Here is a 21,113-nt window from a genome sequence, read left to right on the forward strand (position 1 = left end):
ACTACCTGAAATAGCTCTATTTCTAAAGGCTGATTGAGTTCAGCAGTGCAAGCCCGAAAAGTTAAAGTCTTTTCCGCTGGTTCATTCTGAATCCGTGCATCGCTCTGTGCGCGTGTGAAATATTTGGGCTCAAAAGCCAAACTGCTTGGCTTCATTGATTCTGTAGTCAGTGATTGCGTTTCTACAATTGCAAAGCCATCAAATGAGATTGTTCTGTGTGACCTCTTTTCAGGGTCGGGCAGGGTAGCGAACCACTTCAAAAATCGTTTCCAGGTCGTAGCTAATGACCTGGAGTACTACTCCTATGCGACGCTTGAAAATCTTCTGAACAATGACCCTTCGACCGTCTACGAATGTCAGCCGATCATCGACTACATGAACCACGGCATGGATGGTGTTGAAGGCTTCATTTTTCAGAATTATAGCGAAGCTGGTGGCCGTACCTTCTTTACCAATGCAAACGCTATGAGGATCGACGCTGGGGTGTCTCTGGTGTACGAGCTATATGGAAATGGAGAGCTGACTGAAGGGCAGTTCTACTACTGCCTCTGCTCTGTCCTAGAGGCTGCTGACAGGGTGAGCAACACGACCGGACTGTACTCATCGTTCCTAAAGAAATTCACTGGTGCTTCGCTCAAACCCATTGAGTTCAGAGGGTTCGACCTCAAGGAATCCGTGGCAAGCAATGAGGTGTACCTGGGAGACGCTAACGAGCTGTTGAAGCGCGTTAGTGGTGACGTTCTCTACCTCGACCCACCTTACACGTCGATGCAGTACAGCAACGCATATCACGTCCTCAACACTATTGCGAAGAACGAGCGCCCAACGATCTACGGGATCAGCGGTCGGCCCGAAGGCCGGAATGTATCTCCATGGGCTAGCAGGCCGAAGGTTGAAGCCGAATTCAGGCAGCTTGTTTATTCGGCCAATTTTGAATACCTGGTCATGAGCTATTCAAACGAAAGCATCATGCCCGTGGAGTTGATTGTCGATGTGATGAGCTGCTTTGGCTCATACGAAAGAAAAGAAATGCAGTACAAGAAATTCAAATCACGTAAAGAAGCTGCTAATGAAATATACGTGACTGAATATTTACATGTTTTGCACAAGAATAAATGATCACTGTTTTATTAATATATCTGAATAGGAGGGTTCCATAATGGTTACTACAGACGGTTATGCAGTGTTGTTCGATTTTATGAGCAGGGAGGGATGTGAGGCAGAATTAAAAAACGCATAAGTCATCGTTTCCAATGTTCGCCGGGTTCAATAATAGGACTTCAGGTTTTATGATCCATCCTAAACGCAAGCCGGTCTACGAAATAATTTCGAGATTAATGTTCGCTACGTGGAATGAATATTTAAGATTTGATAACGACTGCTGCGATATTCAAGCAAGGTATCTATGTAATGCTATTTTTAAAAAGTGCTTTCGACCTAAAGTTCAGGATTTAGAATTTGAAAAGATTTATAAAGCTTTCAGTAGGATCTACAATGCAGCCTTAAAGTCAAATAACCATACTCCTTTTTTAAAGGTAGAAATGAGAAATCCCATGGTGCAAAAACAAATAGCTAACAAACGCGGCTTTTTTGGTTAATGTAAATCCCTCAAGAGAGCTTTACATTGTTGGTTTACCCTTTCATTTAGTAGGGTCAGCGCTACGCGGGTAGGTGCCTTATTCCTGGATGCTCCCAACTTCTATATGGATTTTAAGGAAGACGGTTTTGCCTTCTAAAAACTTAACCGCTAGGCTACTATCGACCTACAGCCACAACTTCTAAAGGGATAGGAATGCATAACGCCACTCTGGATACTCAGCTTAATATGAAAATCCCAGTCCAATGTGAGAAACCCGATAATCAGGGATTAGTATTTATTACGGATGTTCAAGCCTTGCCGTTAACATTGGATAACTGGCTTGAATTTTCTAACACAAATGATTTGAAGATAAAAATTCACGGTATTGTTGCAGGTAAGCCAGATTGGGATACAAAGTTCCCCCCAGTTGGTCAGGGGTTTAAGCTTGGGTTTTCAGTTGATCCAACCTTAAAGAACTCATGTTTTACATTGGTGAAAGGCGGATGGGTGCCTATATTTTATGCCTTTTCCAAGGGGAATATTATTGCCGATAGGAATCTGGTTTCTGAAATTCAAGCTAGATTTTTGAATGGTGAAATGTCATCAGGAACAATGCCGAACGATTTTTTAGACTATATCTGTGATAAGAGCTGTTCATGTACTCTCCACACAATATCTTATGCGCTTGAAAGTAATGAGCGAAAACTCCCTTCGTCAGAAAAAATTATTGAACAACATCGTGCAGCCTTAAAAACCTTATCGAGAGCTTTGCCCCACGTTAAAACCTGGCCCGAATCTGATTCGGATCTAGAACATTTTCTGGAATTGGCAGATAAGTTTCGTGAGTATTTTTCGCAGGGTGTGCGTCTTCTCGTGAAATTAGCTCCATTTGTCATTAATTCACCAGCACGTAATAAACGAGTCGATAGGTGGAAAGCCATGGCTCAAATAGCTAGGGCTGAAAATATTCCTGTAAGTCATATTGTATTTCTTGCCTGTTTAAGTGCTACTTCTGCTGAACAAGGTTTCAATCCGGCTCAAAAGCTTATCAAGCCTAAAGCGATTTACACGGAAGAAGATGCATACAACTCTATGTATGATCTTTTTTTGATTATGCTTACTAACGTTCTCCAGACACAGGCCCCAGAGCTAAAGGTCACTCTTGTCACTCGCGATAAAAATTTGGCCTTCTTTTGGATGGGGCTTACCTTTGCAGATCCATCAAGCCCTGGTCAGCAGATGATTGGCCTTCATCAGAAGCTATTGCCCGTTTCCGAGACCGAGTTAGAAGAACTCGCGATCATTTTAGGCGAAGGCCGGGTTAACCCTTCTTGGACCGTTCCACCTTCACTAAAATATTAGTTTGGTGCCTTCATTTTTTAATGAATTTCTCAGCATTGGAGTCATCCAAATTTCTATCTGCAGTCAGATGGGGGAAGGGTGAGTGACCTGACCTTAATATCAGGAGAAGGTTTATGTGTGGTCGATTCGTGATGTTTAGAAGCCTTGATGAGTATGTGCATGAGCTGGACCCTCAACGCGACCTCTTCACAAGCGCTGACACCACGCCTGTTGAGCGATACAACATCGCCCCTTCTACTGATGTGCCAATCATCCATGCAGAGCCTGACGGACTGCAGATCTCGCCAGTGCATTGGGGTTGGAAGAGGGAAGTGTCTTGGCCGAAGCCGAAGGTTGTGCAGCCTATCAACGCACGCATAGAGACCATTGCGAAGGGTAGGTTCTACAAGGATCTGTTCCCTGACCACAGGGCCTTGGTAATGTCTGACGGTTGGTACGAATGGGTCAAAGAACCGGGTGATGAGAAGAAGCAGCCGTCCTTCATCAGGTTAAAGAGCCACAAGCCTATGTTCTTCGCTGGACTGGCCCAGGTAGAGCCAGGTACGTCCCCTGATGAGCCACCGGGCTTTTTGATCATCACTGCTGATGCTGCCGGGGGCATGGTGGACGTTCATGACCGTAGGCCCGTGGTTCTTTCTCCCGAGCTTGCGCGGGAATGGCTTTCTCCTGATCTGACGAAGGATAGAGCAAAGGAAATTGCCTGCGATCTTGGGCAACCTGCAGAAGATTTTGAGTGGTATCCGGTCAGCAAAGACGTAGGGAACGTGAAGAACAAAGGGGCTTATCTCATAAAGTCGATAACCTAAATTAAAGGTAGATATAAATATAAAGTAATAGATGTTTGTAAAAGCGTATTAGATGGCATTGTGCCTTCCCTTGTTGGTGTGTAAGAATATTGGAAATGTACTTGAGGGGGAAGGAATCGTATGACGACGCTTACAGGCAATAAAATATCGGAGATCAGACAGCATATCGCTTACGCTGTTACAGAAATGATTTACGCAAATTCGGTAAATTTGACAGATTCAAGCTTAAAGTTGGAAAGGTTTTTTAAACAAGTTTTAAATGTGGTGCATGGTTTAAATCTCACAAACACAAACTTCGATATTTGCAATTTTCCGGCTATAGATTTAAAAGACGTTTCGCGTCGGATTTGTTATCAGATTTCTGCGACCAATACTAAGGATAAAATCCAGAAAACCATTACGAAGTTCAAAGCTAAAAAAATGTATGAAGATTTTGATGAGCTTCGATTTTTGTTTATAAGCAATGATGATCCTAAAACAGCCTCGGATTCGGATATAGAAAATCCGTTGAAGACCAAATTAACATTCCAATCGGTTAAAGGGTTGTATAAAGAAATTGATGGGATAAATGACGAGTCACGAATTTCAGAAATTCACCGTGTTGTTACCTCTGAAGTTGTGCTTCCAGAGAAAAAAGGTTTTTTACCTCCAATTGAACAACCTTCAGTTAATCTCCCATCAGTTCAGCGCATCATAGATGCAATGAATTTGGGTAACGATTTTGAATCCAAACAACTCCTTGAAACTGATATGATAAATTTAACAAACATAATTGATCTTCTCGTGCCAGAGCAGAAAAGTGTTATTTATAAGTTTATGACTTTATGTAGTTTTAGAGAGAACCGAAGAGGAATTGTGGAGCCGGATGAAATTTTTATTCCCCGGCGCAGCTTTTTTAGGCTCTTCAGTGAAGCGGAGTGTGATTGGCTTTACTCTCTGAAACTTTTCAAGTTGTTCGCTGAATACGAAGAATATAGTACTGACTATGATAGTCAGGAAGATGTGGTCACGGTTATTTATAGAGGTGAGCTAGATTCAACTAATCTTTTTGGCTGGATGAAACATGTTGTTAAGGGCGATTCAACAAAAATGAGGGAGATGTTTTGTATGAGCAATTATCAATGTCTTAGTATTTGATAGTGCATAATTGCATTGACGAGTGTTTCTTCATGGTTTTATTTATGTTGATTGAGCGGAAATTAAATACGGTTTTATAAAATGCGATAGACTTTTTCTGAGCTTTCACCCGTTGAGTATATAAGCTTGATGGGCCATAAATCAGGTTGTAAAAATTAATTGGCCTTAAAGGCGAATTTTGCAAATTTTTTTGGTATGATCTTAATCATAAACAAATCTTAATTTGCTATGAGTAAAATTAAATTTAAATCTGATGACGAATATCTAATGCATTTCAAAGGGTTGATTGACTCTTTAAGGCATATAGCCCGTGATTACGGTTGTTGCGCATATGGCTTATCTTACAAAGATTGTTCAGGAAGAACCGTTATTTCTTTGGACTACTATGATGTAAAACTAGATTCTTTGGCTAGCTGGAATGTGGTTAAAGACGTAGGAATCGCTGTGAGAAGGTTCAAGGATAAAGAGGTACAGCTTCTTCGCGGAGAGACGGTTATTACCTACAAGCAGATTAAGTATTTAAAAGAATTGGATGCGCAGAGGGTATAGGGTTTCAATTTTTTATACTGCTTCTTCCACACTGTCATTAAAAATCTTAGCCACTGTTCACACGGTTGAATTGCATTTACCATCTATCAAATTCAAAGCCAGGAATGGATCTACATGGATGACAAGCATCAGGAAGACTGGGAGTCTGATCAGGCTGATCGTGACGTTCCCCGATACCGGAATCCTCAAGAAATCGGTGAAAATGAATTGCTCGATGCTCTGATGGCACTCACTGCCTTCGGCTCTGATCGAAACCTCGTAGCACAGGCTATGAATCTCGCCACCGTAGACCCTTTCATCATGGGGCTGGAGCTTGAATATCACCGACATTACTACGAAGGCGAGGCCACTCCCCAAGAGGAACGTTTCCTTGCTGCGCAGTCACAAATGTGGATTTTCTCGACATATGAGTTGTTGCGAACTTGGATAGGTAAGGCAAAGGGATACATTACAGCCGCCGACAACGGGGGGTTGGTCTACAAGGTTGAGCGAGCAGGAAAAGACTACGGATATGAGAATCCGACTGCTATAGAGCGGTCTAAAGAGATTCAGAGCTTAATTGATGACCCTGCGCTAGTGGAAAAGCTTCGAGGTGACCTGAATAAAATCCGGTTCATATTTTTACGGCTTGAGACCATTCGTGTCGCCCTCGCGAAGCACCATATGCCCAAACGTGAAAAGGTCATTAGCTCATTCCTGACTTTTGGAATAATCAATCGAGAGTGTGGCTCTCTTGATTACCAAATGAATAATGGCATGTCTATTATTGGCAATATTAGCCGCAGAGACATTGCTGATGATTTGCGTGCGATTCCAATTCTTGAGTCTCAATCTGATGAGGAATTTGAATCGTTCAAGATTTTCATGAGGGGTATCACTGATGAACAATCAGCAGAATTTTTCAAGGATATGAAAGGTGAACTATGAAATACGTTTTTGAGGTAGAGCCTAACCTATTGCTAGATCAAGATTTTTTCATTGATTCGGAAACGGCTTTTTCTAGTGCTTTGAATTGTGCTTGTGCCTCTGTTCAATCTGTTTTGTTTGATTATCCTGTGACCGTAATATGCATAGATAAAAGGATTGAAATATCGTGGGCTGATATTGACTCGCCATTTACCCTTGCAGAATGCAGTTTGCTGGTCAGTGGATCGTTTCGTGATGCAAATGGAAAGCTCTATCCAGAATTTAAGGCCATTGCCGAGAAGTCAATTTGACAGCTTTCTCCGGCAAGTTTATGCCTGTACTTTAGAGAATGCCTAACTGAAGGGAGCCGTTAAGCTCCCTTCAAACGTGCTGGGCCGTCAGCTTCTGATCATCAAACCACCTCATCTGGCTTGGACCTACGCAATTCAGCTTGGTATTTTTCAGCCTCCGCTTCGATCAGTTCTATAGTCCAACCGTTCTCTATCCACAAGGGTTCAAGGATGACTGTGAGAGCAGCATCTGCCTCTCGAAACAGCTCAATGTCATCGTTTAATCTGGTGACTATTTCCTCAAAACCACCTGCGTAAAGCACGTCCATGTTTTCACGGAAAAAGGTATGGGCGAGGTAATTTCGGCGTTTGTTGGATCTGCGAATCAAGTCATCAAAGGCGTCCGGTACGGTCATAACTTTTCTCAAGGAATGGACCAGCGCGCCAAATGTCTTGGAGAAATTACCGTCAAAAAACTCTTTGTATTCTGTGTCAGTCCATTCGGATTTTTTACTAGGTAAAAAGTCCAGGAAGAAGATGGCGTTCACTATCCCATGCTCAAGCACCTGGGCCATGTGCATAGCTGCACCGTAGTAGGCGCAGACCTCTTTAAATTGGAGGGCTTGAGGGTCAATTTCATCCATGCTGACGTTCCTAATTGAACCGTTTTAGAAATTCGTTAAGGTCACGTTCTGGACGTACACCTTTGACGCTAACCAACATCAAAACTCCGATTAATCGAGCCTCCGAAGTGGCGATTTCAGCATCCCCAAATTCTCTCCTTACGACCGGCAAAGCATGCTCCAACCACCCATTCAGAATCTCTATAGGATCTTCCTTCATGCATCCGGCGTCGAGTTCGCGTTTCTCGGTCGGGGTGATGGCTCCGAATTCTTCTGCAAGGTGGAAGGTTTGAAGGATCAACGCACGCGCCATCCCGTGATTTTCAGGCATCTGACTGTTGGAAAATAATGCAAACCAATTCGGAAAGTGCATCCGCGTGAGCTTATTAAATTTGTCTGTTTTGGATTTTACCAAGACAACAAAAATGATAATTCCGGCCACGATTGCACCGATCAAATATTCCATTGAAAACCTCTTATAGATCCATGTAGTGCGGAGTATTTTACTTGATTGTAAGTGGTATGCTTTTCGCGCTATCGAAAAATATCCTCGTTCATTATGCCGTTGAATAAACTGCCTTGGTAACGCTCTGCATAGAGCAGTGTTGTAACGTACCGATCAGCGCTATTCGTTCCGTTCAGCTCAAGAGGGTGGGCACCATCAGTTGCGAAAATGTTGCTTGGGTCGTGGTCCTGGATATCGTCCTCGGAAACCTTTCTGTACACAGGCTGGTAGATCGTCCCATGGTCGGCCCGCAGGTAGTACGTTGGGTACTTCGTTTCCTTGTCGAGAAGGATTGCACCGGCAGTGAGTCGAGCGGGGCCGTTTACCGTGCGAACCTTGCCATCTGAGAGTTTGTAGGTGCCATTTCGAGTGTGAAGCTCCATCACGAACTCATCCATCGACCGAAGCGGCTTGCTGACAGGTATGCCCTTGCTCGTGATGTAAACAAGGAAAGCAACAGACAGGGTTTCTGATGACAGCGAGCTACCATCAATGAACTCAACAACTCCACCGGCCAACGCCCGTTCAAGGTCAGTGGCTGCTACCAGTAGTGGTTTCAAAGAATGGTCAGCGGCTTTTGCACGATCCAGAAGGTGCAGCATGTTCAGATCGTCCTGTCCCGAGGGAACCCTATCAGTACGTTGGACCAAGAATGACTCTTTAAAAAGGCCCTGCCAGCTATCCAAGCACTCGTTTTTGGAATCCCAGATAACAAGCTGGTCCTCCAATTGCAGAGGTAAGCACGTTGAGCGGAGTGCCTCGATGAGCATGTGCAAAGGCGCGAAATAATCACCGTCCTTTTCTCGGAAGCGAACAATCAGCCCTTCATCTTTACCCGCGATCATGCCATCCAATGACCACTGACCGATTTCAGCCGTTTGGCCCGTCCAAACCATAAGAGAGATTTCGGAATGCTTGGGGATGCCGTGTACATCAAGCTTGATCAAAGCGTTCACTTCCTCCTGGTTAAGATCACAGGGAGGCGGTTGGCTCGAAAATTTTTGACATGGAGTTTTCTCAAGACTGTCGATGATTTTTTCATAGTCGTCTTCCCCCGTGGAGAAGCCACGGGACTCACAGAATTCTTCCCACTCGCTCATTTTATTTGGCCTTGGCTGGGTAGCGATGATCGAAGAGGGCGGTGTAGCTCTTGTAGAGAGCGTCATACCGTTTCCATGACGTTGCCCCGGTCGGTGAGTAGGTCTTGATGGACGTTCCCTTAATCGCCGTCTTGCCTTTGAATAAGATGGTGTTGGCCATGTCGTAATAGTCGATGAGCTTTTCATCAGTGGCGTTTACGGGTACAGGGTACCGCCCAGCCCATACAACGCTGTGCTGATAGAAATTGAGGATCTTCTTCTGCGCAGGGTTTCTCTTCACACCAAGCAAATGAGCCAACAGGTTCAAGTCGTGATGCTCTGGTGGGGTAGTTCCTTGGCTAACAAGCGCCGCCTTCATCGCTACTTCCAACGATAGCCCGCAGAGCATGTGGTAGACGTGGGAACAGGCAAGGTGCATGTCGAACCCTTCACCTAACCCAAGCTCCATAGCAGCATCACGGCCGCGCCCGTTTGACATGGAAAGCCAAACGGCACCGGCAGAGGCATGAAGGTCGTTAGCACGATTCCGCCAATGATTTTGGTGGCTCTTGTCGTCCACCAATGTGGGACGTTGGCGGTGCTGGTAATGCTCATACTCTGGGAAATCTTCTTCCATGTTCAGTCCCTAATGGCAGACGAAAAAAAGCCCCGATAGGCCGGGGCTTCATGCTAGCAGTTTGGAACCATCAAGCGATGGTGTACCCATCGAAAGCGGTTTTCTCGGTGATAGCCTTAATGATGTTTGGTCGTGTAGCTGGAACCTCGGACCCGTCTCCAAGCTTGATAGTGGCCGGATCGAGCGTTTCCTTGCCGGCAGCATCTTTGACGATCTTAAAGCCCAAGAAGGTGAATGCTGGTTCGTCTTGGGTCAGGTTCGCAGCAGCACGGCCACGGCGGGAAAACAGTTTTTCAGACTTACCCTTGTGCGTCAGGGTGTGAAATGTCGGCTCGCCGGATGGGTCTTTCTCGCTAGTTTTGCGAGTGCCCTTTGTTTTGCTACCGGCGTTCTTCAACGCTACGTGTGTGCCTTTGATGACCTCAAGCGAAATCTCATATGCCAAGGCTTTGAATTCGTCTTGGAACGCCAACAGAACACGTTCAAAAGACGTGCTTTTCTTCAATTCTGCCAGTGACTTGAGGTTGGCTTTTTCCGCATCTTTTAGCTTTTTCAATTCTTCAAAAAGCTTAACCAGCTTTTCGTCATCGCCTGAAGATGCTGCAGTGGCGATTTGAGCGTGGATGTCAGTCAGGGCTGATGAAGTCGTGACAGACAGCAGGTGCTTCAAAACCTTTGCGCCCAGCTCTTTAGCAGGAGCTGCGTGGAGATCAGCAGTAACGGCAGCTTCATATTCATTTTGAGAGGCTTTGTCAGACATTCACTCATTCCTTGCGTGTAGGTATTTTTGAAACAATTAACTGAAGCGAATTGATGCAAAACCTATTGTCAAATTGTTTTGCGGGAATTTACAAAAGAAAATGATATAATTGTTCATATAACTAACAAGTCTAATATGAAGTATACAAAAGAAGAAGAAAGGCAAGCTCTGGAAAAAAGAAATCAAGCATCTAAAATAGATGAGGCACAGCAAACAAAAGATATTGATGACATGCTTGTCAAAAAAGGTGTTGCTAAGAAACTACCTGAACCAGATCCAGTGTCTCACATTGAACAACAAGAAGTTATAAGCGGTGGTGTAAATGTTAAACGTGCCCTTCCGTTAACAAAGCTTTCAAAAGAAGATGAAGAAGAGCAGCTACCAGTGGATGAATTTATTTCGGTTTTACTGAAGATAGGTAAGAATTACGACAGAAAAGTAATGCAGAAGAAGGACGACATTACCGATGGTATTGATTTGTTCTTCATCAAAGTAGGGCAAGAACGCGCTATTGATGTGAGTGTAAAGCATAGTGGTGATATACGATTCAATGAAGGTGATTTGAATTGCCAGATGAATCAGGACATAGTGAGAGCAGTAGCTCCATTCAAGTTTCATCAGCCTGACACCGTGCTTGAGGTGTGGGTTGATGATTCAAAAAAGACTCCAGAATCAATTGCTGCGCAAGAGGAATTCATTAAGAACACTATTGGCACATTGGTAGAATCTGGCGTTAGTCTCGACCGTATTGTCTTAAAAAACGAGCAATTCAACGCCATCCTTGAAAAGTACAAAAAAGACGCAAAAGCAGCTAATCCAGAAGAACCTGCTGTAGCTGGTGTTAATGTCGTGAGTCAAAACAAGCCTAATGATAAGCCTTCTGAACCTACAACCGCCGTAGGGGAACATTCGCCAAAGGAAGTTCAAACAAAAGATGAGATTCCTGCGAAGCAGAATGTAACCGATACTCCATCTGATGAAGTGAAAACTAGAATCGAAGAGATTTTTATTGGTGAGGGATTGTTCAGAAGGGGAGACACTATTTTGGATATGTTCAATAGACGTGCAGGACTAGAAAGAACTGAAGGATTAAAAATTCAATTATCGTCAGATGGAAGCACCTGGAACGTCACAAAAATAGGTGATGGTAAAAGAATTCCAGATAGAAAATTCCAGTTTGACACTTCTAAAATGCCTGAAAAGGATGAGTTTAAAAGGGTCTTCAATTCTCTTGAAGGGAAAGGTCAGTTGGCAATCATAAGATCAGGTATGAGCCTCGAAAATTTTGATAAGCAAAAAACGAATTTAAAGAAAAATGGGATTGATTTGTCATTTTCAGATGATTACCAAGACGTGGTTGTTTCGAAAGTAAATGGTAATACAAAAGAGAGGGAAACATTTCCTCTAAGTAGCATCGTGGTTGGGACTTCAAAATTAGGGGCGGGGTTGTTCAACGCACTGAAGAATATTTCAAGCGCCGACAATCAGTATAAAGAAATAAGGCCAAGTAATGCAGCCAAAGCAGCAAATGCGGATGCTTTGTTTGAGCCAAAACCTGTGGATGTTGAAGAGAGGCAAACAAGTCGAAGAAACAAACCTTCGATGTGAAAAAAATAAAGGAACCTGCGGGTTCTTTTTTTGCGCATAATTTACTGATTGCGAAATGGTATAATTAAAGCATTAACAAACAAATCTAAAATGAAGTTTATAGATAAAATTAAAAATAACATCAAAGAGGTATTTGGCGGAAAAAAAGACGGTGGGTTCACAGAGAATACTGTAGATGTAATTCAGTCTTTTCAAGATACAGATTCTACACCTAGTGTCATTAATGATTTGCCTGAAAGTCAAGAACAATATAGCGATGATATATTAAAGGCTTTCGCAGAAGAATCTAAGGCATCTGGAATGGGAAGCAATAGTCAAACAAAATATGATTATTTGACTGACACAGATGGATCATTCCGTGACAAAGTTATTGCTAGTATAAATATTAAGCAAGTGCCGGAGTCTGAAAGGGATAAAAACCCGGAAAATTCGATGGTCGAGGCAAAAGATTATCTTGCTGAATTGAAGGTTATTCTAGAAAAGTACAATATGTCTATAATGGAGTTTTCTAATTCAAAAATTAAGATAGCAGATGAAAGAAATAGAACTCAATTTGACCTCAATAGAACAGGCGGGGTTAGGTTTTATGTAAATATAAATGGTCCGTGGGTTCAAGAGGTTGTTGACTTTGAAGCAAGGCATAACTATTCGGGGAACAGAAAAAGCATTGAGCTTTCAACAGATCCAGATTTGGTAAGCCATGAAGAACGTAAAAAATATTTCGTGTCATGCTATAAAACGCTTCATGCTGCAGGTATCGATCATAAAAGAATTGTCGTTCTTGATAAAGATTTCAGATACCTTATGGATGAGTTAAAGCCTAAAATCGAACCCATCAAGGTTGAAGCGGAATCAACCAACAACGCGAAACCATCGAATTCGCAAGCCCCGCCACTTACTGGTGGTGTTAAAACCATAACTGCACAAGAAGCATTAGAACAACGAACGTTAAGAATGCTGAAGGTTTTCGGTGGTGATTTGGATTTCTTGGATAGCAAAAGACCAGTCCTCGCAAGTGAACACAATTTAGAAATTACGTTTAGCGCTGATGGTCAGCACGTCACAGGTTCGACTGTTGATAAAAAGTTATCTGCAACCTTTCTTACAAAAACCGTAGAAAAAGGAGAGAGGTATCTTCAAGAATTGAGCGCGAGAGAGATAACCAATTCGATTCGTAGTATTGTTATGAATTCTAAAGGCAACCTATCCACTTTTGAAGATTTATCAGGAACGGCTTCAAAGGATTTGAGTATTGATATTTCTATATCACAAGATTCTAAAAATATTGTTGGAGAAAAAGCGAAAGACGGAAACCTACACAAAGTATCATTAGAGCTAAATGGCATTAATGGAGGTAAAATTCTTTCAGAAATGCACAAGCTCGAAAAGAATGAGCAAGACGACCACACAGTGCGCGATGTAGTCAAAAGGGGGTACAAGCGGTGATTTCTATGAAGGGGCTGTTCTCCTTTTTTGTTCCTAATCCAGCGCAAAAGCCAAGAAGCATAGAGGCTTCCAAGGCTGCTGAAGAGCTTGTTGCGAAGGCTGAATTCATCAACAGATGTAGAGAGCGTTTGATCAGCACCATGATTCGTGCGGCCCGGTCTTTGCTGCTTGTTGTTTCCCATGATGGTGAAGAGTTGACAGCCACGGCCAACGGCTTGGCTTCTGTTCTCGTGAAGGGCAAGGGATTCTGTGTCCTGGACGTGCGTACCCAGTCTGCAGAGCTTGTTCTTTCACTCATACGTGACACGCATCATGAATTCTCAGTGGGAGCCACGAACGAAGGTCAGATCATTCTCTCTTTGTTAGCTGATGAGTCTGTGACGCCTGAAGGGGGACTTGTACGGCTTATCACTGACGTAATCCACGCTGCGTGCATCGATCTGCCTGACTCGGTGCTGGAAGCTGGGCGTGACGATGTGGAGGGTCAGGTTTATGCTGTGATTGCGCGTAAGCTTGCTTCGACTCTTGGGCAGTACTTCGCTGACAATCAGCGCATCCCGTTAGCTGTAGCTCGTCATGAAGCCTTGAAGGCGCCTCACCTGGTGGGTTATGAAGACTTGAAAATCTTTTTGGATAAGAAACTACAGAAGAATGCAGATGTTCTATTCGATGAACTTTACATCTTTGATACGACAAGCACCTACAGGAAAGTCGATTAAAGGTCGCCCTGCAAATCTGTAAATGTCTCGGCTAGCACTGATTTGTTCGTTGGAAATTTTAGGCAGATTGTTAGAATTTCCATGGGTTGTCTGTATTCCCATTTGACCTTTGAATAACCGATCTTGAAAATAATCCTGTCCAGCTCGAATAGATTTTCTACATAGTGAGTGTTGATCTTGTTGTTTTCGAATTGGGTGTACTTAAAAATACTATAATAGTCATCCATGTGTTTTACGAATGCCTTTACCTCTTCATTGCACATTTTCCATTCGGGTGAGCCGGGTCTGATTTTTGTGTAAGTCCTAATCATACTCGTGACAAACATTATAGATGCACAGGTTTCGATTGATTGTTTTAGAAAATTGCTTGTAATGATTTGATCAAATGCAGTGCAGTATTTATCCAGCGGCGCGCCTAGTTTCTTCTTAATCCCTGAATAAGATTTGTCCTCTAGTGGCGGATCAGAGTTAAAAATTTGATCAAGAATGTCAGCATTCGGATTGGGTATATCTTTTTCATCATCACCGTTTATCCCGGAATCTAAATTTTCCATAATTTGATGTATCGCGTCTTCGTCATATTCGCCTGTCATAATATCCTCATTAGGTTGGTTGGTATTGAAAGTGTTTTCATTAATCTTTGTTTTGGCTTCGTAGCCAACAGGAAGGCTCTATATGATTTGGCTTTTTTATTGAGATACTTCTCGTTGTATCTTTGGAACAGGTGCCCGTATTTTCTCAGAAAGGGTTCATAACTGATTAACAAGTCTTTATGAAGCGTAGGATGCTGAGTCATGTAGTCTGATGGGTATCTTAGCCATTCAGGTTTATTCACGTAATGGGTAAAGTATCGTGCATAGTTTTTCTTTAGCAAAAAAGCAATGTATTCATTAATGCTGTTTGGTCTAGCGTTTTCAGCCCACTCATCGAATTGGCATAGTTGAAAAGCATCAAATGCCAGCCAGTTTTCTTCATTCGTAGTGAAGTTGTTTAATGATTCTTCGTTTTGAATCTGTGCCCAGTCATGTCTGATTCGGAATCTATGATCCGTACAACGGCTATTGGCTCTATAGCCACTGACGTTCAAAGCGTCCGTAGGAAAAGCGTATAGAGTCTTTAGGAAACCTTTCAGATCTTTTTCATAGAACCACTTCAAGCGAAAAACGAGAGGTTTGTTAGCCAGTCGTTGCGAGTAATCGTCATAGATAAGCGCACTGATTAGGTCATTTCGCGTTGGACAGCTAGAAAAGAAAAGTAGAAATTCTATTTCTTTGTTGTACTTGTAGAGGATAAAAGGATTACTCAGCTCTGTGTAATTTTTGGCACTATTGATTTCGTCAAGTGTATTGGGCTTTGGATCGAAGTCGAAAGTCTTGCTGTAAAGCAATTCGTTCAAATCATTGATCGGAATTTCTCGACCTTTAGTTAGGCTGGCTTTAAACATAGTGGCATTGTTTGTTTTTTCTTCTCTAATTATACCATTTGATAGTGCCGAAATTTTACTTATAGGATAAAGATAATCAGGCATTAAGCCTGACGGTTTTTTCTTCTGTAAATGAATAGATAGGAGAGGGTAATTGGTACGGCGATGTAAGCAATTGAGCCACACATGATTTGAGTGACATTTGATCGGGAAATTGCCTCCAGCCAATTTATGAAGCTAAAATTGCCCATGGAATGGCTCATGAAAATTGAGCAAGCTATCAATATGGCAAACGCAAGTATTGCAAATTTGAAGGCGCGTTCAATTTTATAGTATTTAGCATAAGCTTGAGTTGTAGATGGTTTTGAATTTTGCATAATTGTTAAGTTTGTTTTTATAGATTATACCATTTTGTCAGGAGGATTCTTTAAGAAAGACGTTACTAAAATATGCGAGGTCTTTTAGATTTGATTTAGGGTAGTGTGCAAACATCTGACAAGTGGCCGCGTCAACTGCCGCCATGGAATGTAATTCCCCTGTATTGCTTTCAATTGCGACGAATAGCTTATGCGTTCTTGTTTCTATATCTTGCGTTAATTCTACAAATCCTTCCTCTCCATTTGGGATGTATTTGATAACTGGGCTTTCAAGGTCTTTTGTTATTGAGCGTAAACCTTGAAGCAGATCTGTTTTGCTTACCTTGATTGCCGTGTCTGATTGGCAACGGTAAGGCATGAATTTCCTATAGGCTTTACTGTAGTCTTTGTTAGTAAAAGAATCCCAAGTGTCGTAATTCACTACAACCTTGAAAAAGCGGCATAGGTGTAGCTTCAAATAATCTTCATTAGCTGTTTCGGATTTACCATTATGGCTAATGTCGAATTCAATGCAGCAGTGGTGTTCGTGTTCGATGCGTATAGCATCTGGTGCTGTAATACTGATGTGTCGTTCTAGTAGCAAGTCTCTTGTGAAATGCACCTGAATCTTTGTAGCGAAGCGTTTTCTTTGAGCCGTGTAAATCATCAGCTCACTAGTATTCGCTTTGTGCAGATCTGCCAGTGCCTGGATAAGATTGTGATTGATTAAAGGCTTTCCGTTTACTGTGAAGTCTTGAAATGTGAGTCTCGTGGCTGGCTTTAATACGTGAAGGTTTGAATTCGGCATGTGCTGGAATTTATTTATTTAATGTATTATACCATTTGAGCTAATCGCATTTGCTATAATGAAAAAAACAACTGTGTAAAGCATGAATGAATTAAATTTTAACGAACCGGCAGTGCAGATTGATTTACCAGATCTATTCGGAACTGACTCACTAATCCAAGCGTTAAGCTCGATAACTGAACATTGTGGCTTGAATGCATCACTTGCCGGGATCAAGCTCCCAGCACCAGCACCAGCACCAGCACCAGCACCAGCACCAGCACCAGCACCAGCACCAGCATCCACCGCAGCGCATTCAGTAGCTTCTGTTGAGGCTACGCTAGGCATAGAGGAAGATGAATGGCCTATCGTTGTGCCAGACGTGATTGTGCCCCTGGGTGTAAGTGAGTCCTATGAGCCTGTGGGGTACGTCCAGGTTGAAGAGGATGTAAGCCTAGACGTATGCATAGCAACGCCACCGGCTACGCCTATGGAAGAGAAGGGCGGTTCCCTTGCTGATTACAAGCGCTGGGCTCTTGAATATAAGAAAGAAGAAGAAGCGCTTTTGCGTGATGCTTTTAAAACTGCACGGATATTAGTCAGCTACGATTTTGACCCAACAGCAGCAGAATTCGACTATCTTGAGAATGTGCTGAAAATGGCTCTTATCAAGCGTGGAGTTTACAACGAATGTAGATATGAAATTTCCAAGCGCCTGTTTGATCAATTCATTAGCGAGTGAGCAATGAATTAGAAAAGCCCCAGATGGGGCTTTTTTATATGTCCAGACCTAACAGCTTTCCAGAAGCTTGGACTACAGCTACAGTGTGCGGGAAATCAATAATTAGGCCAGCGGCAATTATTTGAGTTAAAATACGCCCAACGCCATGCCTGCTTGAACCTTTTGATATTTGGTTCAGTTCATTAATACCAATAATAAAGTATATGACACCCAAGGCTTGCAGGGCGCTTATTACAATTTTTAACTGACTTTCAATACCTCCGGCATACTGTGAGTCAATCATGCTTTTGGCTTTCTCGTAAGTTGGACCAGTTATTTGTGCTGATGCTAGACTCCAGCATGCGTCTTTGTTTTTACCAACCCTTATATCATCCAAAGCTTCGGCATTCGTGATAAGGCAACCCCCTTTTGATTCAGGGTTTAATGTATGTACAACGACGTCAATGATGGACGTGATATTAAGCAATAAAACGCCAATTAGAAATCCTACCATTGCTTTCCGCACCAGCTTTGGTTTGTCATGTCCGCCTACTTCTGTAGATAGACGCATATCCATGAAAGCATTTAGGACAAGAACTACTCCGATCAGAACCGAAACCTTTACAGTAATCCAAGTTATTATTGATATAAGGTCTAGATATGCGTCTCCATTAGCATTATCTGCCCACTCGTCATAGCCTTCATCATTGTCATCAACCCCGACGAATCCGCTTGAATGTTCTGATATGGATTCTCCGGTAATTGGTTCCGCTTGGCTCAACGGGATGTTTGTTATTGAAATGGCTATGATGGCTGAAAGAATCATTAGCCATTTTTTTATTGTTTTCATTGTTTATAAGGTTTGTTTCTCAAATTATACCATTTTGAAATGCTATAATAGATACAAGCAAACAAGCCAAAAAATGAAAAAGGATATAACAGTTGAAGATGTAAATGTTTTAAAAGCGTTTACTCTTGAGGTTGAGGGCGATCAGTTAAAAAGGTTGTCGATTCTGGTGAAAGTCAGAATCAAGGCGGATAAGTTTTTAAGCTTTACTAAGAAAATGCAGAAGATAACAAAAATCAAAGTGATGAATTTCAGAGCGCCTATATTTATCACTTTCAGTCAGTCAGCAGTTTCTGCGCTCCATGACTTAAGTCTTGAGCTTATCAGTAAGGAGGCTGTTAAATGAAAATAGGGAAAAAGAAGCCATTTAACTATTACGATGATGATTTAGAGCCGATTAAACATAAAAAATCAGATGATGAGATTGACGAATGTTTGAGTCTGGAAATGAATATCCATCTTGAGCGGAAAAAGCATCAAGAATTTAGAGAGAGTTGGAAGCCTATTAATACAGACCTTGGAGTCTGTTTTTTTATTTTTGCTTAATGGTAAATTTTATTAAGGTGAAATGCTATAATTCGCTTAACAACAAACTTTACTAAAAATGAATACATATGAAACGATTTCGTTAGAGCTAGAAGATAAGAAAGATAATGACTACGTTAAGGCTGTGAGGCTTCACAATGAAGAAGCTAAAAGAAGACGATTAGCAGAGGAATTGGCTAGATATGATTTGGTTGTTGAAGCTGACAGATTAGCTAATCTATATTTCCATAATTTTGAAGATGAATTTGCTCAAAGCCTTCCATCTACCAAGGACGCTTACCTTTTCGCCGTAGGCAAACTGGCTACGATGAATTTAACCCCCGATGAAAAGAAAATTATCAGGTTGAAAGTCATCGGTGGATAAGGCTTAATCTCGTTGCTTTTTAGAAGGCAGTAGCTTTGTTCTACTGCCTTTTTTGTTCTTAGAAAATCATGTCTTTGTATTTTTCTGTAAGCGGAATGTGGCGTTTAATCTCATTGACCTGGTGGAGCTGTGTTGTGCTGCCATTTTTATTGATTATAAAAAGCTTGTTGTCTAAATCCATACCTAAATCGAATTCGTAAGGTCTTTCATCGTCTCTATCCATTTTTACTATTTTGATTGCATTATTGTATTTACTGGGTGCGAACGTACTCACTTGAGTTCGCCCTGGTGTACCGTCCACAAATAACTGCACCTTAATAAAGCGCACGCCCTTCATGTCTGAAGGGTTGCCCGTGTACTGAATATCACCTTCTGCATAGCGAGTAATGGTATATGCGTATTCGGTTTTTTGTTGGTCGAACTTTATGTATTTAAATTTGCCGACTTGATCGATGACTTTGTTACCAAAGCCCTGAATATCCGCGCTGACTTGGTTTTCATTGTAGCTATCGTTTTTCGAAAAGCTTGTGTCAGCTTGTACAAGTGTAGCTGATGAAATTAGCAAAGCTGCAAATGCAAAACTGCTGATTTTTTTGATCATGGTATGAAATTCCATTTAGAAAGCGTAAGGGCTTTTTTTGTCTTTTCTTGAAACGTACTTCTTAATTGTATCGACCTGTTCTAAGTGGGTCGTAGACGTAGGGCCGTCGATTAAGAACAACCGTTTGTCTTCATCCATTCCAAGGTCGAACTCGTAAGGGCGCTCGTCGTTTCTATCCAACTTCACGATTCTGATTGCGTTATTGTATTTACTGGGTGTGAACGTACTGACCTGCTTGGGTAATTCAAAACCGTCTTTGAAGGCTCTGACACGGATAAAAATCACACCTTCAAGGTCTTTAGTGTTGCCCGTGTATTGCACATCATTTGAACCCATGCGTTCGATGACGTAGGCATATTCTGTGCCTTGCAGATCAAATTTTAGATACTTCGATTTGCCTGCCTGATCTAAAATCCGATTGCCGTAACCTTGTATGTCTGCACTCACCTGACTGTCTTTGTAGCTTTCATTCTTTGAAAAGCTAGAGCTAGCGTCAGCATGAACAAGTGTGGCAGCGGAGATAATCAAAGCTGAAAGAATTAGGTCAGCGATTTTCATTTAACGATTCCTCGTATCATCATCGTTATTGAAATCACCGCAATGATGAAGAGTGTCCATCCGAACACTCGGTCTCTTTGTTCTTGTGTGAATTTGTTGACGAATTTCGTCAGCGCGTACAAACCCCACGCCATGGGGATGAGAAGGACGTACCCCAAGCCACTCTGAAAGCCCTGCGCACCTGCAAACACAAGGACGCAGATAATCAGGTAGATGACCTGGACAAGGTTGCCTTTAAGGCTCACTTCTTTCTGATACGTCTGACGCATTTCCTCGCCATGCGCCTTGTTACGCTCGTTTGCTTGGAAATGAGTCTCATGCTTCTGGCCGTCATACGACCTCAACCATTCATCGTTCTCGTCTCGATCTGCCATTCCCTGAATCCTCGACCTGGTTACACGTAGAGCCCCTGACAGACGGCATGGTGGCCGTCTGATACCTGAAGCGGATTCTACGCCAGCCATCGTATTCTTAGCAAAAAATCCGATGGCACAGAGCGTTTGTAGACAAGGATTTTTACTGTGAAGTGCTTGTTTGAAATACGAACAGGCTGAAAAACTGTGGTGCTTGCAAAAGCGATTAAGAAATACCGGCTGGGGAAGGGAATCACACAAGCGGAGCTAGCCAATCGGTCAGGATTCGACCCCAAGACGATCAGTCGATTTGAAACGGGCGAGTACGTCCCAACCGTGGAGGCTGTGTACAAATTTGCTGAAATTCTTGGCGTGCCGGTGAAGGATTTTTTTGCTGACCTTGAAGGCGAGATTGAGCAGAGGGCGTTTCTTTTTGAGGTTATCCACAACGCAGATGCTGAAGAGCTGCGGCGGCTCGTTGCGTTGGTAGGGAAGGCTCGCAAGGCATCGAAGCCCTAGCGGATGGTAGGACGTAGATCCTTCCATCCACG

General features: G+C 42.5%; 26 protein-coding genes. 14 read left to right on the forward strand and 12 right to left on the reverse strand.

What is annotated here, in order from left to right; translation table 11 throughout:
• The first annotated feature begins 114 nt into the window (after window positions 1–114).
• The 6 genes from ACIOU6_RS02105 (at window position 115) to ACIOU6_RS02130 (ending at window position 6,650) form a co-directional block, all read left to right on the forward strand.
• Window positions 115–1,119 (forward strand): DNA adenine methylase, encoded by a 1,005-nt coding sequence (locus ACIOU6_RS02105; RefSeq protein ID WP_401133361.1) that lies wholly within the window; start codon window positions 115–117, stop codon window positions 1,117–1,119.
• Window positions 1,120–1,792: 673 nt separating this feature from the next.
• Entirely contained in the window at window positions 1,793–2,941 is a 1,149-nt protein-coding gene (locus ACIOU6_RS02110) for a hypothetical protein (RefSeq protein ID WP_401133364.1), read from the forward strand.
• A 113-nt stretch (window positions 2,942–3,054) separates the two neighbouring features.
• Window positions 3,055–3,747: an SOS response-associated peptidase family protein gene (locus tag ACIOU6_RS02115; RefSeq protein ID WP_401133367.1), complete on the forward strand. Its 693-nt coding sequence runs from the start codon at window positions 3,055–3,057 to the stop codon at window positions 3,745–3,747.
• A 120-nt stretch (window positions 3,748–3,867) separates the two neighbouring features.
• Complete coding sequence (locus ACIOU6_RS02120) at window positions 3,868–4,884, forward strand: SMEK domain-containing protein (RefSeq protein WP_401133369.1); 1,017 nt, start codon at window positions 3,868–3,870, stop codon at window positions 4,882–4,884.
• Between the two features lie 663 nt (window positions 4,885–5,547).
• Window positions 5,548–6,360 carry a hypothetical protein gene (locus ACIOU6_RS02125; RefSeq protein ID WP_401133371.1) on the forward strand — a complete coding sequence of 271 codons (813 nt, stop codon included), beginning with the start codon at window positions 5,548–5,550 and terminating at the stop codon, window positions 6,358–6,360.
• Window positions 6,357–6,650, forward strand: coding sequence for a hypothetical protein (locus ACIOU6_RS02130; protein WP_141690855.1), 294 nt, complete (start codon window positions 6,357–6,359; stop codon window positions 6,648–6,650). Before ACIOU6_RS02125 ends, ACIOU6_RS02130 begins: the two co-directional genes overlap by 4 nt.
• 101 nt (window positions 6,651–6,751) lie before the next feature.
• On the opposite strand, the gene ACIOU6_RS02135 is transcribed toward ACIOU6_RS02130, so the two are convergent.
• The 5 genes from ACIOU6_RS02135 to ACIOU6_RS02155 form a co-directional block, all read right to left on the reverse strand.
• On the reverse strand, window positions 6,752–7,273 hold the full coding sequence (locus ACIOU6_RS02135) for a hypothetical protein (RefSeq protein ID WP_401133375.1): 522 nt from the start codon (window positions 7,271–7,273) through the stop codon (window positions 6,752–6,754).
• Window positions 7,274–7,283: 10 nt separating this feature from the next.
• Window positions 7,284–7,718 (reverse strand): hypothetical protein, encoded by a 435-nt coding sequence (locus tag ACIOU6_RS02140; RefSeq protein ID WP_065948956.1) that lies wholly within the window; start codon window positions 7,716–7,718, stop codon window positions 7,284–7,286.
• Window positions 7,719–7,786: 68 nt separating this feature from the next.
• Complete coding sequence (locus ACIOU6_RS02145; RefSeq protein WP_401133378.1) at window positions 7,787–8,857, reverse strand: hypothetical protein; 1,071 nt, start codon at window positions 8,855–8,857, stop codon at window positions 7,787–7,789.
• 1 nt (window position 8,858) lies between these two features.
• On the reverse strand, window positions 8,859–9,473 hold the full coding sequence (locus tag ACIOU6_RS02150; RefSeq protein ID WP_401133381.1) for a hypothetical protein: 615 nt from the start codon (window positions 9,471–9,473) through the stop codon (window positions 8,859–8,861).
• Between the two features lie 70 nt (window positions 9,474–9,543).
• Complete coding sequence (locus ACIOU6_RS02155) at window positions 9,544–10,233, reverse strand: hypothetical protein (protein WP_401133384.1); 690 nt, start codon at window positions 10,231–10,233, stop codon at window positions 9,544–9,546.
• A 135-nt stretch (window positions 10,234–10,368) separates the two neighbouring features.
• Here ACIOU6_RS02155 and ACIOU6_RS02160 point away from each other — a divergent pair, with 135 nt between their 5' ends.
• The 3 genes from ACIOU6_RS02160 (at window position 10,369) to ACIOU6_RS02170 (ending at window position 14,006) form a co-directional block, all read left to right on the forward strand.
• A complete protein-coding gene (locus tag ACIOU6_RS02160) occupies window positions 10,369–11,841 on the forward strand; it encodes a hypothetical protein (RefSeq protein ID WP_401133387.1) in 1,473 nt (490 codons plus the stop codon).
• A 90-nt stretch (window positions 11,842–11,931) separates the two neighbouring features.
• Window positions 11,932–13,287 carry a hypothetical protein gene (locus ACIOU6_RS02165; RefSeq protein WP_401133390.1) on the forward strand — a complete coding sequence of 452 codons (1,356 nt, stop codon included), beginning with the start codon at window positions 11,932–11,934 and terminating at the stop codon, window positions 13,285–13,287.
• Between the two features lie 5 nt (window positions 13,288–13,292).
• Complete coding sequence (locus ACIOU6_RS02170) at window positions 13,293–14,006, forward strand: hypothetical protein (protein ID WP_401133393.1); 714 nt, start codon at window positions 13,293–13,295, stop codon at window positions 14,004–14,006.
• Here the strand turns inward: ACIOU6_RS02170 and ACIOU6_RS02175 are convergent.
• The 3 genes from ACIOU6_RS02175 to ACIOU6_RS02185 all read right to left on the reverse strand — a co-directional run bounded on the left by ACIOU6_RS02175 (window position 14,003) and on the right by ACIOU6_RS02185 (window position 16,593).
• Window positions 14,003–14,599: a hypothetical protein gene (locus ACIOU6_RS02175; protein WP_401133396.1), complete on the reverse strand. Its 597-nt coding sequence runs from the start codon at window positions 14,597–14,599 to the stop codon at window positions 14,003–14,005. The genes ACIOU6_RS02170 and ACIOU6_RS02175 overlap by 4 nt on opposite strands.
• Window positions 14,596–15,534, reverse strand: coding sequence for a hypothetical protein (locus ACIOU6_RS02180; protein WP_401133399.1), 939 nt, complete (start codon window positions 15,532–15,534; stop codon window positions 14,596–14,598). Before ACIOU6_RS02180 ends, ACIOU6_RS02175 begins: the two co-directional genes overlap by 4 nt.
• 309 nt (window positions 15,535–15,843) lie before the next feature.
• Window positions 15,844–16,593 carry a hypothetical protein gene (locus ACIOU6_RS02185; RefSeq protein ID WP_401133402.1) on the reverse strand — a complete coding sequence of 250 codons (750 nt, stop codon included), beginning with the start codon at window positions 16,591–16,593 and terminating at the stop codon, window positions 15,844–15,846.
• Between the two features lie 82 nt (window positions 16,594–16,675).
• Here ACIOU6_RS02185 and ACIOU6_RS02190 point away from each other — a divergent pair, with 82 nt between their 5' ends.
• Entirely contained in the window at window positions 16,676–17,314 is a 639-nt protein-coding gene (locus tag ACIOU6_RS02190; protein WP_401133405.1) for a hypothetical protein, read from the forward strand.
• 34 nt (window positions 17,315–17,348) lie between these two features.
• On the opposite strand, the gene ACIOU6_RS02195 is transcribed toward ACIOU6_RS02190, so the two are convergent.
• A complete protein-coding gene (locus tag ACIOU6_RS02195) occupies window positions 17,349–18,143 on the reverse strand; it encodes a hypothetical protein (RefSeq protein ID WP_401133408.1) in 795 nt (264 codons plus the stop codon).
• A gap of 73 nt (window positions 18,144–18,216) precedes the next feature.
• On the opposite strand from ACIOU6_RS02195, the gene ACIOU6_RS02200 reads away from it, so the two are divergent.
• From ACIOU6_RS02200 to ACIOU6_RS02210, 3 genes are read left to right on the forward strand one after another with little or no spacing between them, the layout of a single operon-like run.
• The gene (locus ACIOU6_RS02200) at window positions 18,217–18,486 is read left to right on the forward strand and encodes a hypothetical protein (RefSeq protein WP_401133411.1); all 270 of its coding nucleotides are present in this window, start codon (window positions 18,217–18,219) and stop codon (window positions 18,484–18,486) included.
• On the forward strand, window positions 18,483–18,686 hold the full coding sequence (locus tag ACIOU6_RS02205; RefSeq protein ID WP_401133414.1) for a hypothetical protein: 204 nt from the start codon (window positions 18,483–18,485) through the stop codon (window positions 18,684–18,686). The genes ACIOU6_RS02200 and ACIOU6_RS02205 overlap by 4 nt, the downstream gene beginning before the upstream one ends.
• Window positions 18,687–18,744: 58 nt before the next feature.
• Window positions 18,745–19,050: a hypothetical protein gene (locus tag ACIOU6_RS02210; RefSeq protein ID WP_401133417.1), complete on the forward strand. Its 306-nt coding sequence runs from the start codon at window positions 18,745–18,747 to the stop codon at window positions 19,048–19,050.
• Between the two features lie 58 nt (window positions 19,051–19,108).
• Here ACIOU6_RS02210 and ACIOU6_RS02215 read toward each other — a convergent pair whose 3' ends face one another.
• From ACIOU6_RS02215 to ACIOU6_RS02225, 3 genes are read right to left on the reverse strand one after another with little or no spacing between them, the layout of a single operon-like run.
• Entirely contained in the window at window positions 19,109–19,651 is a 543-nt protein-coding gene (locus ACIOU6_RS02215; RefSeq protein WP_401133420.1) for a hypothetical protein, read from the reverse strand.
• Between the two features lie 15 nt (window positions 19,652–19,666).
• Window positions 19,667–20,209, reverse strand: coding sequence for a hypothetical protein (locus ACIOU6_RS02220; protein ID WP_401133423.1), 543 nt, complete (start codon window positions 20,207–20,209; stop codon window positions 19,667–19,669).
• A complete protein-coding gene (locus ACIOU6_RS02225) occupies window positions 20,206–20,583 on the reverse strand; it encodes a hypothetical protein (RefSeq protein ID WP_401133426.1) in 378 nt (125 codons plus the stop codon). The genes ACIOU6_RS02220 and ACIOU6_RS02225 overlap by 4 nt, the downstream gene beginning before the upstream one ends.
• A 189-nt stretch (window positions 20,584–20,772) precedes the next feature.
• Here ACIOU6_RS02225 and ACIOU6_RS02230 point away from each other — a divergent pair, with 189 nt between their 5' ends.
• Entirely contained in the window at window positions 20,773–21,081 is a 309-nt protein-coding gene (locus tag ACIOU6_RS02230; RefSeq protein WP_065948944.1) for a helix-turn-helix transcriptional regulator, read from the forward strand.
• Window positions 21,082–21,113 lie beyond the last annotated feature (32 nt).

It is taken from the genome of Pseudomonas sp. NPDC087615, assembly GCF_044743445.1.
GTDB classification, from domain to species: Bacteria; Pseudomonadota; Gammaproteobacteria; order Pseudomonadales; family Pseudomonadaceae; genus Aquipseudomonas; species Aquipseudomonas baetica_A.